Annotated in this window: 14 protein-coding genes and 1 pseudogene; 10 read left to right on the forward strand and 5 right to left on the reverse strand. The window is 74.1% G+C overall.

Features of this window, described 5'->3' with window-relative positions:
• From pdxR to VR44_RS41395, 4 genes are all read left to right on the forward strand, one after another.
• Window positions 1-1,362, forward strand: a 1,362-nt coding sequence (gene pdxR, locus VR44_RS22360) for a MocR-like pyridoxine biosynthesis transcription factor PdxR (protein WP_052713765.1), incomplete at its 5' end; no start/stop codon positions are given.
• Between the two features lie 172 nt (window positions 1,363-1,534).
• A complete protein-coding gene (locus tag VR44_RS22365) occupies window positions 1,535-2,029 on the forward strand; it encodes an LAETG motif-containing sortase-dependent surface protein (RefSeq protein ID WP_052713766.1) in 495 nt (164 codons plus the stop codon).
• 8 nt (window positions 2,030-2,037) lie between these two features.
• The gene (locus VR44_RS22370) at window positions 2,038-2,700 is read left to right on the forward strand and encodes an RNA polymerase sigma factor (RefSeq protein ID WP_045949357.1); all 663 of its coding nucleotides are present in this window, start codon (window positions 2,038-2,040) and stop codon (window positions 2,698-2,700) included.
• The gene (locus tag VR44_RS41395; protein ID WP_052713767.1) at window positions 2,697-3,209 is read left to right on the forward strand and encodes a hypothetical protein; all 513 of its coding nucleotides are present in this window, start codon (window positions 2,697-2,699) and stop codon (window positions 3,207-3,209) included. Before VR44_RS22370 ends, VR44_RS41395 begins: the two co-directional genes overlap by 4 nt.
• A 7-nt stretch (window positions 3,210-3,216) precedes the next feature.
• Here the strand turns inward: VR44_RS41395 and VR44_RS22380 are convergent, their stop codons facing one another.
• Both VR44_RS22380 and VR44_RS22385 read right to left on the reverse strand, forming a co-directional pair.
• Window positions 3,217-4,233: a DUF2278 family protein gene (locus VR44_RS22380; RefSeq protein WP_045949358.1), complete on the reverse strand. Its 1,017-nt coding sequence runs from the start codon at window positions 4,231-4,233 to the stop codon at window positions 3,217-3,219.
• A gap of 124 nt (window positions 4,234-4,357) precedes the next feature.
• Window positions 4,358-4,810, reverse strand: a complete 453-nt coding sequence (locus VR44_RS22385; RefSeq protein ID WP_045949359.1) for a MarR family winged helix-turn-helix transcriptional regulator — start codon at window positions 4,808-4,810, stop codon at window positions 4,358-4,360.
• 142 nt (window positions 4,811-4,952) lie between these two features.
• Here VR44_RS22385 and VR44_RS22390 point away from each other — a divergent pair, with 142 nt between their 5' ends.
• The 3 genes from VR44_RS22390 (at window position 4,953) to VR44_RS22400 (ending at window position 8,375) form a co-directional block, all read left to right on the forward strand.
• A complete protein-coding gene (locus tag VR44_RS22390) occupies window positions 4,953-6,173 on the forward strand; it encodes an MFS transporter (RefSeq protein ID WP_045949360.1) in 1,221 nt (406 codons plus the stop codon).
• Window positions 6,174-6,213: 40 nt separating this feature from the next.
• Window positions 6,214-6,663 carry a GlcG/HbpS family heme-binding protein gene (locus tag VR44_RS22395; RefSeq protein ID WP_045949361.1) on the forward strand — a complete coding sequence of 150 codons (450 nt, stop codon included), beginning with the start codon at window positions 6,214-6,216 and terminating at the stop codon, window positions 6,661-6,663.
• An 83-nt stretch (window positions 6,664-6,746) separates the two neighbouring features.
• Window positions 6,747-8,375, forward strand: coding sequence for a beta-N-acetylhexosaminidase (locus tag VR44_RS22400; protein WP_045949362.1), 1,629 nt, complete (start codon window positions 6,747-6,749; stop codon window positions 8,373-8,375).
• A gap of 240 nt (window positions 8,376-8,615) precedes the next feature.
• Here VR44_RS22400 and VR44_RS48495 read toward each other — a convergent pair whose 3' ends face one another.
• Complete coding sequence (locus VR44_RS48495; RefSeq protein ID WP_281187168.1) at window positions 8,616-8,750, reverse strand: hypothetical protein; 135 nt, start codon at window positions 8,748-8,750, stop codon at window positions 8,616-8,618.
• Between the two features lie 96 nt (window positions 8,751-8,846).
• On the opposite strand from VR44_RS48495, the gene VR44_RS22405 reads away from it, so the two are divergent.
• Entirely contained in the window at window positions 8,847-9,140 is a 294-nt protein-coding gene (locus tag VR44_RS22405; protein ID WP_045949363.1) for a hypothetical protein, read from the forward strand.
• Window positions 9,141-9,161: 21 nt separating this feature from the next.
• Here VR44_RS22405 and VR44_RS22410 read toward each other — a convergent pair whose 3' ends face one another.
• Complete coding sequence (locus tag VR44_RS22410) at window positions 9,162-9,986, reverse strand: endonuclease I family protein (protein ID WP_094191839.1); 825 nt, start codon at window positions 9,984-9,986, stop codon at window positions 9,162-9,164.
• 217 nt (window positions 9,987-10,203) lie between these two features.
• On the opposite strand from VR44_RS22410, the gene VR44_RS22415 reads away from it, so the two are divergent.
• A complete protein-coding gene (locus VR44_RS22415) occupies window positions 10,204-10,770 on the forward strand; it encodes a DJ-1/PfpI family protein (RefSeq protein WP_045949364.1) in 567 nt (188 codons plus the stop codon).
• 76 nt (window positions 10,771-10,846) lie between these two features.
• On the opposite strand, the gene VR44_RS22420 is transcribed toward VR44_RS22415, so the two are convergent.
• On the reverse strand, window positions 10,847-11,659 hold the full coding sequence (locus tag VR44_RS22420; RefSeq protein WP_045949365.1) for a glutamate ABC transporter substrate-binding protein: 813 nt from the start codon (window positions 11,657-11,659) through the stop codon (window positions 10,847-10,849).
• Between the two features lie 220 nt (window positions 11,660-11,879).
• Here VR44_RS22420 and VR44_RS22425 point away from each other — a divergent pair.
• A pseudogene (locus VR44_RS22425) lies at window positions 11,880-12,411 on the forward strand (hypothetical protein); the annotation flags it as partial.

The following is a 12,411-nucleotide window of genomic DNA, read 5'->3' on the forward strand; positions in this document are numbered from 1 at the left end:
CTCGCCGGCCGGCTGCGCGCCGCCATCGCCGACGGCACCCTGCCCGTCGGCAGCCGGCTGCCCGCCAGCCGGGTCCTCGCCGCCGAACTGCGCGTCTCCCGCGGCCTGGTGACGGAGGCCTACCAGCGCCTCGCCGAGACGGGACAGGTGGCGGGCCGCGGCCGGGGCGGCACCGTGGTGGTCGCGGCCCCGCCGGCCGCTCCCGCCGCCCCGGCCGGCCCCGCCCCGCGCGGCGGGCCGATCGACGCGCTGCGCGCCCTGCCCTGCCGGATCGACCTCTCGCCCGGCGTACCCGACCTCACCGCCTTCCCGCGCACCGCCTGGCTCCAGGCCGAGCGCCGGGTCCTCGCCGGTCTCACCGCCGCCGACTTCGGCTACGGGGACCCCCAGGGCACCCCCGCCCTGCGCGGGGCCGTCGCCGGCTGGCTGGCCCGCAACCGGGGCATCCGCGCCGACCCCGGCGAGGTCGTCGTGGTCGCCGGGGTCGCCCAGGCCCTCGGACTGCTCGCGCAGGTACTGCCCGGTGCGGGCGTGCGCCGGGTGGCGGTGGAGGACCCCGGCTCGCTGGGGGCCCGGCAGCAGCTGGAGCACGGCGGGCTGGACACCGTGGGAGTACCGGTCGACGGGGCGGGACTGGACGTGGCCGCGCTGCGGGCGAGCGGGGCCGGGGCGGTCCTGCTGACCCCGGCGCACCAGTTCCCGACCGGGGTGGTCCTCGACGGGGAACGGCGCCGGGAGCTGCTGGCCTGGGGGGCGGCCGGCGGGCTGGTCCTGGAGGACGACTACGACGCCGAGCACCGCTACGACCGCGCCCCCGTTCCCGCGCTGCGGGCCCTGGCCCCGGAGTCGGTCGCCTACGCGGGCAGCGTGTCCAAACTCCTCGCCCCCGCGCTGCGGCTGGGCTGGCTGCTGGTCCCGCGCCGGCTGCACGAGGAGGTCGTGGAGGCCAAGCGCCACGCCGACCTCGGCAACCCGGTCCTCGCCCAGCTCGTGCTCGCCCGGCTGATGGACTCGGGTGAACTGGAGCGCCACCTGCGCTTCGTGCGCCGCCGCCACCGTCGCCGCAGGGACGCCATGCTCGACGCCGTCGCCCGCCACCTCCCCGGCGCGCGCGTGCACGGAGCGGCCGCCGGCCTGCACCTGATGGTCACCTTCGACGGCGCGGACTTCCCCGACACCGCCCTGGCCGCCGACGCCCTGACCCTCGGCGTCAAGGCCCACCCGCTCTCCTGGCACCGGATCAGCCCCGGCCCGCCCGGCCTGATCCTCGGCTACGCGGCCGGCCCGGCCGCCGAGATCGAGGAGGGCGTCTCCTTGCTGGGCCGGGCCCTGCGCACCCGGATCCGAGATCAACGGCGTTGACGCCATCCCGCCGGACACGTCTCATGGCGGACGGTGTTCCCGGCCCGGCCGGGGGGCCGGCCGGCGGCGCGGAAAGTTTTTCGGGAACGGCGGCAACCGATCGGGGAGTCACGCGTCGTGCGGGGGTGAAGGGCGAAGTTCCGCGCCCTCGCACCGACCGTGGAGATGCAACGTGAAGAACCTGAAGCGCGTTCCCCTGTCCGCCCGCCGGGCGGCCGCCGTCGCAGCCGCCGCCGGGGCGGTCCTCGCCCTCGGCGGGCCGGCCTTCGCCGCGCAGGGGGCTTCCGCCACGCCGGCGCCGCCCACCACCTCCGCGGCGCCGCACCCGGTTCCCTCCCAGCCGGCCAACGGGCAGCCCACCGCCGTCCCTTCGCACCCCGGCAGCGCCAAGCCGAGCCCGGCCCCGACCCACCCGGGCGGCGGCAACGGACAGCCCACCGCCGTGCCCTCCCTGCCCCCGGGCGCCACGCCCAGCCCGTCCGTCCCGCAGCCCGGCAGCGGGCAGCCGTCGGCCGTCCCCTCGGCGGCGCCCGGTTCCGGCGAGGGCGCCGAGCTCGCGCATACTGGCTCCTCGGCGACCACCGTCGCCCTCGGCGCCGGAGCGGCCGGGCTCGTCGCCGTGGGCGCCGGAGCCCTCTACACCGTGCGGCGCCGCGCCGGCAACTGAGGACACCCGTGCTCGCACTCGCACCACCCGCCGGCCCCGCCACGCCCGTTTCCCCCCGGGCGTGGCGGGGCTTGTGGTGGTGGCTCACCCGCCGCGAAACCCCCGCCGCGCCGGCCGGCCCCGGCGCGCGCCCCTACCCGTACACCTACGGCACGGCCGGCCGGGACCCGGGCGACACCGCGCCCGCGCCGACCGTCAGCGAGCTGTACCACGCCCACCGGCTGTCCATGGTCCGTCTCGCGGTGCTCCTCGTCGACGACCTGGGCACCGCCGAGGACGTGGTCCAGGACGCCTTCACCGCCCTGTACCGCCGCTACGGGGAAGAGATCACGGAGGTGGACAACGCGCTCGGCTACCTGCGCACCGCCGTCGTCAACACCGCGCGCTCCGTGCTGCGCCGCCGCCGCACGGCCCGCGCCTGGGTCCCGCCGGTCACGGCCGACGTCCCCTCCGCCGAGGCGTCCGTCGTCCTGGACGAGGCCCACCGCGAGGTCCTGGCGGCGCTGGCCCGGCTGACCCCGCGCCGCCGCCAGGTGCTGGTGCTCCGCTACTGGGCCGACCTCAGCGAGGCGGAGATCGCCGAGACCCTCGGCATCAGCCGGGGCTCGGTGAAGTCGAACGCCAGCCGCGCCCTGGACGCGCTGGAACGGATTCTGGAGGGACGGGTATGACCGGCGAACGCCCCGTGGAGCGCCGGCTCCGGGAGGCCCTGGAGGCCAGGGCCGGGGAGGTGACCGTGCGCTCCCTGCGCCCGGCCGAACCGCCCGGCCCGCACGTCATGGCGCCCCGGGTGCGGCTGCTGCGCCGCTCGGCCTGGGCCTTCGCGGGCCTGTCCGGGCTGGCGGCGGCGGCCCTGGCCGGGTACCTGGTCCTCGGCCCCGACGAGGCACCGGTCCGCCCGGCCCCGCCCGCCGCGCCGCCGGAGCTCACCCCGGTCCCGACCCCGACCCCGAGCACGCCGCCGAGTCCGTCGCCCTCGGCCGTGCCCTCGGTTCCGCCGTCGCAGAGCCCGGGGTCCCACCTCACCCCGACCCCGGGTCCGCCGTCGTCCTCGGGCCGTACGTCCCGTCCGACGCCGCCGTCCACGCACGCACCGGCGCAGGGTTCGGCCGTGCCCTCCGCGGGGTCGGGCGCCGGGCAGCCGACGGCGTTCCCGAGCCCGCCGCCCACGAAGGGGTAGCGGCGGGTCAGAACGTGATCGTCCGGCCCTCGGCGGAGGCCTGCCGGGCGGTGTAGGCGACGCCGTGCACCTTGAGGCCCGAGGGGTCCCAGAGGCTGATGGTGCCGCCGAGATCGCCGAGCCGGAAGCCGCCGCCGTCACCGGCGGCCACGGCGAGCGTGCTGCCCGCCGGGAGCTGCCGGGAGGGCAGGGGGAGCGGGTGCCCCTCCTCGTCGACCAGACACCAGCCGGTGAGGTCCACGGTGGCGGCGGAGGTGTTCAGCAGGGTCACGGTCCCGGCTCCGGCGGCCGGTCCGGCCGCCTTCACCAGGGCGGCGATGATCGTCAGGGGTGCCTCGAAGCCGGCGAGCCGGTCCGGGGCACCGGGGATCGCGTGGCCGGTGACGGGGTCGGTGTGCCACTTCTGGGACTGGAAGGCGAGGAAGACCGCGACCCACCGGTCCTCGGCGGGCAGGTGGAAGAGCATCCCGCCGTCCTGCCAGACCCCGTCCTGGGGCTCGAAGCCCTTGCTGTTGCCCTGGTTCATATGGATCTCGTGCACGCCGTCGGAGGGCTGGAACCCGAACTCCGAGTCGTGGGCGTGGGGCTCGGGGCCGAAGCGGTCCCCGAAGACGTACAGGGCGATGGTGGGGTCCGCGATGGCGCGCTGGACGTAGTGGTCGAACAGGTCGGACAGGTCGTTGTCGACGCCGGGCAGGTCCGGGGGCAGCACCCGCATGGCGGCCGGGTCGAAGAGGTTGCCGCGGACGAAGTCGAGGGCCGCGCCGCCGCCGGCCTGGCCGGCCAGGCCCTTCCAGCCGCTGCCCGGGGCCGGCAGCTGCTGGGTCAGCGGATGGCGGAAGTCGTCCACGACCACGTACATCAGCTCGTGCGGAGCGACCTTCGACCGGACGTTGACGGCGGCCCGGTAGTGGGTTCCGGCGTCGTCGCGGAGGTGGACCTCGTAGTGCGGTGAGTCGGTGCCCCCCTCGCGGTGCCGGTCGACGGCACGCGCGGCCAGTACTCCGTACTTCCTCAAGGGCATGCGTCGTCCTCCAACACGCTCGGTTCGCCGGACCGCTCCTCACCTTCGCAGCCCGTCCGCGCGCGCCGTAAGCCGCCGACCGGACGAAAATCCGGCGGCGACGTCCGCTCCGGGCGCGGGTCCGCTACGAGCGCAGGTTCTCGACCGCCGTGACCAGCGGGGCCAGCTCCGGGCGGCCGGCGGCCTCGTCCAGGGCCTCGCGCAGGGCGGCGGCGTTCGTGGGGCGGGCCTCGGCCAGCAGGTCCAGGCCGGCCTGGCTGACGTCGGTGTAGATGCCGCGCCGGTCGGTGTCGCACAGGTAGCGGTTGAGCAGGCCCCGGTCCTCCAGCCTGCTGACCAGCCGGGTCGTCGCGCTCTGGCTGAGCACCACCGACTCCGCGACCTGGTGCATCCGCAGGTGCCCGCCCGGCCCGTCGTGCTGGCGGCTGAGCACGTCCAGCAGGGAGTACTCGCGCACGCTCAGCCCGTGGCCCGCCTGGAGCGCCCGCTCCAGGTGTGCCTCGATCCGGCCGTGGAGGAGGGAGAGGGCGCACCAGCCCTGGGCGAGGGGGGTCGGTGAACTGTCCGCAGCCGTCATGGACCCAAGGATAGACCCCGTGCGAAATATCCCGCGTTTGCAAATATCCCGCGTCTGCAATTAATGTCGACGAACGTAAACAGCTACCGCAACGAACCTGCGGGCCGTCCCGCCTCCCCCCACTCCGAAAGGCCGCAAGCCCATGCCCCTCGCGCTCCTCGCCCTCGCCATCGGGGCCTTCGGGATCGGCACCACCGAGTTCGTGATCATGGGCCTGCTGCCCGAGGTCGCCGCCGGGTACGGCGTGTCGATCCCGACCGCGGGCCTCCTGGTCACCGGCTACGCCCTCGGCGTCGTCCTCGGCGCCCCCCTGATGACCGTCCTCGGCACCCGGGTCCCCCGCAAGCGGATGCTGATGCTGCTGATGGGCCTGTTCGTCGTCGGCAACGTGCTCTCCGCGCTCGCCCCGGCCTTCGGGGTGATGCTGGCCGGCCGGGTCGTCGCCTCCCTCGCGCACGGCGCCTTCTTCGGGATCGGCGCGGTCGTCGCCGCCGGACTCGTGGCGCCCGAGCGCAGGGCCGGCGCCATCGCCATGATGTTCACCGGCCTGACCGTGGCCAATGTGGTCGGCGTCCCGCTCGGCACCCTCATCGGCCAGCACCTCGGCTGGCGCGTCACCTTCCTGATCGTGGCCGCGCTCGGCGTCCTCGGCCTGCTCGGCATCGCCCGGCTGGTCCCCGAACTGCCCCGCCCCGAGGGCGTACGGATCCGCCACGAACTGGCCGCCTTCCGCAACGTCCAGGTGCTGCTCGCGATGGCCATGACCGTCTTCGGCTTCGGCGGCGTCTTCGCGGCGATCACCTACATCACCCCGATGCTCACGAACGTCGCCGGCTTCGCCGACACCTCCGTGACCTGGCTGCTCGTCCTCTTCGGCCTCGGCATGGTCGCCGGCAACCTGGTCGGCGGCCGCTTCGCCGACCGCGCGCTGATGCCGATGCTGTACGTCTCCCTCGGCGCCCTGGCCCTGGTCCTGGCCGCCTTCACCCTCACGGCCCACAGCAAGGCCGGCGCCGCCGTCACCGTCGCCCTCATCGGCGCGCTCGGCTTCGCGACCGTCCCGCCCCTGCAGAAGCGGGTCCTCGACCAGGCCTCCGGCGCCCCCACCCTGGCCTCCGCCGTCAACATCGGCGCCTTCAACCTGGGCAACGCCCTCGCCGCCTGGCTCGGCGGCCTGGTCATCAGCGCCGGCCTCGGCTGGACCGCCCCGAACTGGGTCGGCGCCGCCCTCGCCGCCTCCGCCCTCGTCCTGGCCCTCGTCTCGGGTGCGCTGGAACGCCGTACGGTCCGCCGCGCGGCCTCCGGCAGCCGGGTCGTCGCGGGCGCGGCCCCCTCCCCGGCCACCGCCCCCGTCCACCACTGATCCCCTCACCCACCCACCCCCCCGCAACAGGAGCACCCCCATGTCCCGCACCACCACCCGTACCGCCGTCTCCCCGCTGACCACCGAGGACGCCGAACTGCTCCTCACCGCCGCCCGCGCCGCCGCCGAGGCGGCCGGGGTCGCGGTCAGCGTCACCGTCCTGGACGCGGGCGGCCACCTCCTGGCCTTCCGCCGCGACGACCGGGCCGTCCTGATCTCCGGCGAGACCAGCACCCGCAAGGCCTACACCGCCCTCCAGCTGAACGCCCCCACGGCCGCCCTCACCGAGGCCGTCCTCCCCGGGGGGCCCTTCCACTCCCTGCCCACCGCCCTCGACCGGCCGCTGCTGTTCATCGCGGGAGGCCTCCCGGTCCACCGCGACGGCCACCTCATCGGAGCCGTGGGCATCGGCGGCGGCGCCCCCGAGCAGGACCACGGCTTCGGCGAGGCCGCCCTGGAGGCCCTCGGCCGCGCCGGCTCCGCCGCCTGAGCCCGCCGGCCCGGGCCGCCCCTTCCGCCCCGGGTCGCGCACCCCGTTCCCCCGTGCCAGCTTGGTACGGGGGAACGGTGCACATGAGGCAGACGACCAGAAGGCTCCGAAGAGGACGGACCATCGCGACGGCAGCGGCCGCCGCCCTGGTCTCCTTCGCCGTACCGGCGTGCTCCGCCGGGGCCCAGGACCACGGCGCGGCTCCCGTCGCCACCACCCCGCGGGGCACCCCTGCGCCCGCCTCCGCGACCCCGACCCCACCGCCGGCCTCCTCGTACCCGCTGTCCACCGCCCCGCGCACCGTGCCGTCCGTACGCGAGCACACGCCCGCCCACGGCCCCGGCTGGAAGCCCGCTCCCGGCGCACGGGTCCTCGTATCACCCGCCGACAGCGCCGCCCTCGCCGACGAGGGGAAGCTGCTGGCCGGCGAACTCCACCTCGGGTACGCCGAGTCCGGCCAGGCGCAGCCCGGCGACGTGCTGCTCGCGCTCGGCGCCAAGGGCTCCGGCCCGCCCGAGTCGTACACCCTCACCGTCCAAGGCGGCCGGGCCACCGTCACCGGCCCCGACGAGGCGGGCGTCTTCTACGGCACCCGCACCCTCAAACAGGAGATACGCGGCGCCGGTTCGGCCCCCGAGGGCACGGTGAAGGACGCCCCGGCCAAACCGCAGCGCGGACTCAACCTCGACATCGCCCGCAAGAACTTCACCCCCGCCTGGATAGAGGACCGGCTGCGCGAGATGGCCGACCTCAAACTCAACCAGCTCGGCCTGCACTTCTCCGACGACCAGGCCTTCCGGATCGAGTCGGACACCCACCCCGAGATCGTCTCCACCCCGCACCTCACCAAGGCCGACGTACGGGAGATCACCGCCCTCGCCGCCCGGCTGCACATCGCGGTGGTCCCCGAGATCGACTCGCCCGGGCACCTCGGCGCCGTCCTGCGCGCCCACCCGGAGCTGCAGCTGCGCGACGCGGCGGGCCGGGCCGTCAAGGGCGCCGTGGACATATCCGACCCGGCGTCCGCGAAGCTGGTGGACGACCTGCTGCGCGAGTTCCTGCCGCTGTTCCCCGCCGGGGCCTGGCACCTGGGCGCCGACGAGTACCAGGCACTGGTCGTCAGCGACCCGGAGGCCTCCTTCCCGCAGCTCGCGCGGGCCGCGCGGGCCCGCTACGGGGCCACGGCCCGGGTACAGGACCTGGCGACGGGCTGGCTCAACGACCGGGCGGCGGTCGTCCGCCCCTCGGGCAAGGCCCTCAAGGCGTGGAACGACGGGATCTTCAAGGGCGGAATCGCCCGGGCGGCCCCGGACATCCAGGCCGAGTACTGGACCGGCAAGGAGAACGGAGCCCGTCCGCCGGCGGAGTACCTGAGCACGGGCCGCAAGGTGGTCAACCTCAACGACGAGTACCTCTACTACGTCCTCGGCGAGCCCAACCAGTTCACCTACCCCACCGGCAAGCGGATCTACGAACAGTGGACCCCGCTCGTCCTGCGCGGCACCGCCGCCGTCCCGGCCTCGTACGACGCGCAGATCCTCGGCGCCCGCCTCGCCGTCTGGTGCGACCTGGCCGGCTCCCAGACCCCGGCCCAGGTGGCCGCCGGCATCCGGATGCCGCTCGCGGCCCTCTCCCAGAAGCTCTGGGACCCCCGCCCGCCGCAGGCGGCCTGGTCCGAGTTCCAGGCCCTCGCCGGCCGTCTGGCTCCCTGACCGGCCGGGACCGCCGAGCGGTCACGGACCTCCGCCGCCCGGGGCCGGAGGTCCGCACTCCGCAACAAGCCGATCCCGGCCCGGTGACGAATCGCATCCGGCCGTCGACCCGGCCGGATCCCGGGGGCTACGTTCTGCGCGGCGGCGGAACTCGCAGAGGGAGAAGACCATGAGAGCGGTACGGGGGCAGGCGGCCATGGCCGCCCTCGCGGTGTGCGGGATGCTGGCGCTGAGCGCCTGTCAGAACGGCGACGACCAGGCCGCCGTACCGGACGCGAAGCCCAGCGCGCCCGCGCCGGCGGCGCCCTCCGCCACGGCCGCCGCGCCGGCCCCCTCGAAGACCGGCGCGGCGCCCAAGGCCCCGGCGACCGCCACCCCGCCGGGGAAGGTACCCCCCCCGCGCCGGCCCCGCCCTCCGGGACACCCTGTGGCCCCGACGGCAGGAAGCCGGTCGCGCCCGACACGATCGCCGTGCAGCGCTACACGCCCGAGGGCGGTATGACCAGTCTCATCGTCCAGCACGGCACCTACGGCTGCCCCGGGCGCTTCGAACCGGCGGGCCCGTGGACGTACCTCCCGATCTCGGAGACCGCCAAGATCACCGCGACGGCGCCGATCCTCCCCTCGGAGGTGATGGGCAGGCCCATCTCCACCCACGAGCTGACCGGCTGGCTGGACACCCACCCGGACAAGGGCCTCCCCTTCCGCTACCACCTGAACGCGGAAGGGGTCATCGACACCCTCGACGAGATCTACGTCAAGTAGCCGCCGGGCCCACCGGGACCGCTACCAGATGGAGTTGACCCACTCCGGGTGGTCGATGAACGGGTTGCGGTTGTGCTGGTAGGTGTCGAAGATGACCTGGTTGCGCCGCCGCTCGAAGGCGTCCGGCGGGTCCATCTGGTTCCACTGCTTCAGCAGGCTGATCCGGCCGAAGAGCGGGGCCGTGCCGTTGTTGACCTTGTCGTCCATCTCCAGGTCGGGGAAGCCGTCCCCGCCCTCGTAGCGCACGGCCATGTAGAGCAGCATCCGCGCGACGTCGCCCTTGACCGCGTCCCGCGGCTCGAAGGAGTCGGCGTCGGTGTAGCTGCCGGGGGCCTGGGCGACCGGGCTGCCGCCCATGTCGAAGTCCTTGTTGCCGCGGGTGCTGTTGACCGTGACGTCCTCGGGACGCAGGTGGTGCAGGTCGGTGCCCGGCCCGGTGGCGGTGCCGAAGTCGCCGTGGCTCTTGGCCCAGACGTGCTCGCGGTTCCAGTCGTCGACCCCGCCGCCGTTGGAGTTCTTGGACTGGGAGCGGCCCGAGTACACGAGGATGACGTTGTTCGGGTTGGCGGGGTCCTGGTCGGTGACCTTCAGCGCGTTCCACACGCCGTCGTACGTGACCGTGGACTGGTTCTTGATGATGTCGTGCAGCGCCGCCTTCAGCGCGGCGCCGGTCTTGCCCGCGGCGGGCGCGTAGTAGTCGTCGACGCTGGCCGCGGTGGCCGCGGCGGTCGCGGCGTGGGGAGCCGCCGCCGTCCGCTGGGGGCCCGCCGTGGCGGTGGCCGGTATGAGGAACAGCGCGGCGGCCGCGAGGCCGGCGGCCCGGGGGGCCGTACGGGAGAATCTCATGACGTGGGGGATACCTCTCCACAAGCACCGCCCCCGCCCTGGCAGTTGGCGGGGTGTCAGGTGGCAGAGCGAGGCTCACATTGTCATGTATCGAACAGGTTAAAACCATGTGTCGTACGGGCTCGCCGAAGGGGTTTGCCGCCCGGTGGCCATGGGCACGGTAGGCGGTGCCCCGGACGGCCCCGGCCGTCCGTCGACAGCGCCCCTGGAGCAGCCCATGGCAGTGAAGATCCTCATCGTGACCGGCGACGCGGCGGAGTCCCTGGAGGTCCTCTACCCCTACCAGCGCCTGCGGGAGGAGGGGTACGAGGTCCACATCGCGGCTCCCTCGCGCAAGAAGCTGCGGTTCGTCGTGCACGACTTCGAGGAGGGCTTCGACACCTACACGGAGAAGCCCGGCTACACCTGGCCCGCCGACGTCGCCTTCGCCGAGGTGGTCCCCGAGGAGTACGCGGCGGTGGTCGTCCCGGGCGGGCGGGCCCCGGAGTACCTGCGCAACGACCCCGAGGTACGCCGGATCCTGGCGGCCTTCGCCGGGGCCGACAAGCCCATCGCCCAGATCTGCCACGGTCCGCTGATCACCGCCGCCGCCGGTTCCCTCGCCGGGCGCCGGGTCACCGCCTATCCGGCGCTGGAGCCCGACATGCGGGCTGCCGGGGCCGAGTTCCGGGACTCCGAGGCCGTGGTCGACGGCACCCTGGTCTCCGCCCGGGCGTGGCCCGACCACTCCGCCTGGATGCGGGAGTTCCTGACGGTGCTGCGCGCCAAGGCGCCGCTGGCGTAGCGGCGTACGGACGGTACGGCCGAGGGCCCCGCCGGATCGGCGGGGCCCTCGGTCACGCGGGTGCGGGGGAGGCCGGTCAGCCGCCCGCGGTGACGCGCGGGGCCGGCTCGTACTTGTAGTTCGCCTGGCCGAAGTTCTTCTTCACGGCCGCTTCCCAGGAGCCGTCCGAGACCATCTTGCTGAGCGCCGCGTTGATCTTCTTCTGGAGCGCGGAGTCGCCCTTCTTGATGCCGATGCCGTAGTTCTCGTTGCTCAGGTTCAGCCCGACCAGCTTGAACTTGCCCTCGTTGCCCTTGCGGGCCGCGTACCCGGCGAGGATGGAGTTGTCGGTGGTCATGGCGTCGACCAGGTTGTCCTGCAGGGCCACCAGGCACTCCGAGTACCCGCCCAGCTCCAGCACGCTCGCCTTCGGGGCCAGCTTGCTGCGCACGTTCTCCGCGGAGGTGGAGCCGGTCACCGAGCACAGCCGCTTGGTGTTGAGGTCCTCGGCCTTGGTGATCGAGTTGTCGTCGGCGCGGACCAGCAGGTCCTGGTGGGCCACGAAGTAGGGGCCGGCGAAGTCGACCTTCTCGCGGCGCTTGTCGTTGATCGTGTAGCTGGCCGCGACGAACTTGACCTCGTTGTACTGGATCAGCAGTTCCCGGTCGGAGCTGTAGACCTGCTTGAACTCGATCTCGTTCGCCTTGTACCCGAGCTCCTTGGCCACGTAGGTGGCCACGTCGACGTCGAAACCGGTGAACGTGCCGTCGGCCTCGCGCATGCCGATGCCCGGCTGGTCGAACTTGATGCCGACGGAGATCGGTTCCTTCTTGGCTTCACCACCACAGCCGGAGGCGGTGGCGGCGAGGGCGATCACTGCGGCGACCGCACCGGCCTTGGGAACCTTCATGTGCTGCTCTTTCCTCGGGAACGCGGAACCACGGGGGTACCTCGCGGAAAACGTGGGGGGACGTGCGGAACCGCGGAGGCGCGAGGGCACGTGTATGAGGAAGCTAGGAGGGTGACGGGCGCAGCGTCACTGCATCTGAGGAAAACTTGAGGATAACGATCCGGTTCCGCCGGAGATCCTGCGGCGACTGCGCACCGTGACGGAAGAAGGGGGCTGGTGCATGGCGACGGGCGGGACGATGGGTGCGGCGCGGGTCGAGGGGAACACCCTGCTGCTGGGCGACGGGGTACGTATCAGGTTCATCCGGACACTGCGCCTCCCCGAGTCGGGGACGCACGCGCTCCCGCCGGGGCTGGGGGAGTTCCCGCTGCGCCGGGTCGAGGACTATCCGGACACGGTCCCCGCGGAGCTGCGGGCCAAGGGCGGCGTGATGCTGCCGGTGTACCTGCGCGAGGCCATGTGGCTGGCCTTCGGCGGGTCGACGGAGCCGGCCGCCCTCCAGGTCGGCGTCGGCAAGGTGTGCGCCGTCTCGGGGAAGCCCTGGACCGGCCGGCTGGCCCGCGATCCGCAGAACTACGTGGTGCTGCCCCGCCAGCCCTGGCTCGACGGGATCAACTCGGGCGACGGAACGGTGCGCCAGTTCGTCGCCGTCCCGCTCGGCCTCGGTGCCACCGTCGAGGGGCAGGTCACCGGCGAGGAGACCACCGGCGGGGTGCAGCTCCAGGCGTTCCCCCTGGAGCCGGACGCCCTGG

The sequence above is a fragment of the Streptomyces katrae genome, from assembly GCF_000966975.1.
Taxonomy (GTDB): domain Bacteria; phylum Actinomycetota; class Actinomycetes; order Streptomycetales; family Streptomycetaceae; genus Streptomyces; species Streptomyces katrae.

Coding starts and splice junctions, on each gene's coding strand:
- VR44_RS41395 (WP_052713767.1), top strand. CDS start 2,697: ATGACCGGCGAACGCCCCGTGGAGCGCCGGCTCCGGGAGGCCCTGGAG.
- VR44_RS22380 (WP_045949358.1), bottom strand. CDS start 4,233: ATGCCCTTGAGGAAGTACGGAGTACTGGCCGCGCGTGCCGTCGACCGG.
- VR44_RS22385 (WP_045949359.1), bottom strand. CDS start 4,810: ATGACGGCTGCGGACAGTTCACCGACCCCCCTCGCCCAGGGCTGGTGC.
- VR44_RS22390 (WP_045949360.1), top strand. CDS start 4,953: ATGCCCCTCGCGCTCCTCGCCCTCGCCATCGGGGCCTTCGGGATCGGC.
- VR44_RS22395 (WP_045949361.1), top strand. CDS start 6,214: ATGTCCCGCACCACCACCCGTACCGCCGTCTCCCCGCTGACCACCGAG.
- VR44_RS22400 (WP_045949362.1), top strand. CDS start 6,747: ATGAGGCAGACGACCAGAAGGCTCCGAAGAGGACGGACCATCGCGACG.
- VR44_RS22410 (WP_094191839.1), bottom strand. CDS start 9,986: ATGAGATTCTCCCGTACGGCCCCCCGGGCCGCCGGCCTCGCGGCCGCC.
- VR44_RS22415 (WP_045949364.1), top strand. CDS start 10,204: ATGGCAGTGAAGATCCTCATCGTGACCGGCGACGCGGCGGAGTCCCTG.
- VR44_RS22420 (WP_045949365.1), bottom strand. CDS start 11,659: ATGAAGGTTCCCAAGGCCGGTGCGGTCGCCGCAGTGATCGCCCTCGCC.